Annotated in this window: 2 protein-coding genes and 1 pseudogene; 2 read left to right on the top strand and 1 reads right to left on the bottom strand. The window is 72.6% G+C overall.

Going from position 1 to position 1,878, the window contains the following annotated elements; translation table 11 throughout:
* Positions 1-430: pseudogene (locus tag HY68_RS16435) on the top strand (TetR/AcrR family transcriptional regulator); the annotation flags it as partial.
* Here the strand turns inward: HY68_RS16435 and HY68_RS16430 are convergent.
* Complete coding sequence (locus HY68_RS16430; RefSeq protein WP_041989449.1) at positions 431-916, bottom strand: peroxiredoxin; 486 nt, start codon at positions 914-916, stop codon at positions 431-433.
* A gap of 117 nt (positions 917-1,033) precedes the next feature.
* Between HY68_RS16430 and HY68_RS16425 the strand changes: the two genes are divergently transcribed.
* The gene (locus HY68_RS16425; protein WP_041989448.1) at positions 1,034-1,813 is read left to right on the top strand and encodes a phosphatase; all 780 of its coding nucleotides are present in this window, start codon (positions 1,034-1,036) and stop codon (positions 1,811-1,813) included.
* Positions 1,814-1,878 lie beyond the last annotated feature (65 nt).

Genomic DNA, 1,878 nt, shown 5'->3' with positions numbered 1-1,878 from the left:
CGGCCGGCGGCGCGTCGGCCCCGCCGCAACGCCGGGCACACCCGCCGACCCCGCGGCGGTCCTCGCCTCGCTGATCGACGGCCATATCGACTTCGCCCTCGACGACCGCCCGCTGATCACGCTGCACGACCGTGAGCTGGACCGGCTCAGGGACAGCGACCGCAAGCTGGTCCGCCAGCTCCAGCGGCAGTACGTGGAGCTGTGGGTCGGCGTCGTACGGGAGGTCTACCCGGGCGTGCCGGAGGCGCAGGCGCGCGGCGCCGTGCACGCCGTCTTCGGGCTGCTGAACTCGACGCCGCACTTCTCCTCGTACCGAGGCGGGCTGCCGAGCCGCGCGGGCACCCAGGCCCTGCTGCGCACGCTGGCGCACGGCGCGTTCGCGGCCCTCGGCGCGAGCGCCGGCACCGCCGCCGGCCCGTCCTCGATGTGACTAGGACGCCTTGAGCGCGGCCAGCTCCGCCGCCAGCTTGTCGACCGGCTGGAACGTCGCTCCCAGCAGCGCCACGTGCTTCCAGGACAGCGTGCCGTCCGGCGCGATCAGGAACACCGACCTGCGCAGTCCGATCCCGGGCGCCCCGATGCCGAAGGCCTTGACCACCGTCCGGTCGGTGTCGGCGAGCAGCGGGAACCGCAGGTCGTTCTTGCGCGCGAACGCCTCATGGCTGTCGACGTCCTGCGGGCTGATGCCCCAGACCTCGGCCCCCAGCTCCGTGAACCGCTCAAGACCCGTCGAGTACGAGCACAGCTGCTTGGTGCAGACGCTCGTGTCGTCGCCCGGGTAGAAGGCGAGGACCAGCGGATGCCCACGCCGCTCGTCGAGGCGGTAGTCGCGCCGTACGAAACTGTCGCCTTCGAGCACACCGCCGGGGAGGGTGAAATTCTCCACCGCGCTGCCGATACCCGGTCCTGCTGCCATGGGACGCTCCTCGCCGCTCGACCCCGGCGGTACCCACCGGTAGCGGTACGGTACAGCGACTCGTCCAGGGATCGGGACCAGAGGCGGGCCGGGGGCCGCTGACGGCACAATGGACGCATGCCGATACCCAGCCGAGTCGCGCTCGCCGACCATCTCGTCCGTACCCGTATCGCCGGAGACGTCGCGACACCCCGTGACAACAACCTCTCCCATTACCGCAAGCTCGCCAACGGCGACCGCCACTACTGGCTGGGTCTTGAACTGGGCGACCGCTGGACCGACGAGCAGGACGTGCTCGCCGTGATGGCCGAGCGGTGCGGTGTCAACGACGACCCGCAGTTCCGGCACGGTCAGGACACCATCGATCCCGAGCTGACCATCGACGCCCTGGAGCGGATGGCGGCGCGGCTGCGCAAGGCGGTGGCGGGCCGTGAGCGGGTGCTGTTCGCCACCGGACACCCGGGCGGGCTGCTCGACGTCCACCGGCAGACGGCCGACGCGCTGCGCGCGGCGGGCTGCGAGATCGTCCGGATCCCCGGCGGGCTCACGGCCGACGAGGGCATGGTCTTCCAGTTCGCGGACGTCGCGATGCTGGAGCGGGGCGCGACCCTGTGGCACACCCACTCGCCGGAGCCGATGCGCGCCATCCTGGACGGTCTCGAACGGGACGGCAGGCCGCAGCCCGACCTGGTCGTCGCCGACCACGGCTGGGCGGGCTGCGCGGGCCAGCGCGGGCTGGACTCGATGGGGTACGCGGACTGCAACGACCCGGCACTGTTCATCGGCGAGGCCGAGGGCACGCTGGAGGTCACGGTCCCGCTGGACGACCACGTCACCGACCCGCGCTTCTACGACCCGATGACGGCGTACCTGCTGAACGAGGCCGGTCTCGTCTGACGGGCGGACGGGCGGACCACCCCCGGCAGCCGCCCCCGCCCCCGGCCCGCGCCGCCGCCGGCACG

The sequence above is a fragment of the Streptomyces sp. AcH 505 genome (assembly GCF_000818175.1).
Classification (GTDB): domain Bacteria; phylum Actinomycetota; class Actinomycetes; order Streptomycetales; family Streptomycetaceae; genus Streptomyces.
The sequence above is the reverse complement of the archived record's forward strand: the minus strand, read 5'-3'. Positions and strand labels throughout refer to the sequence as shown.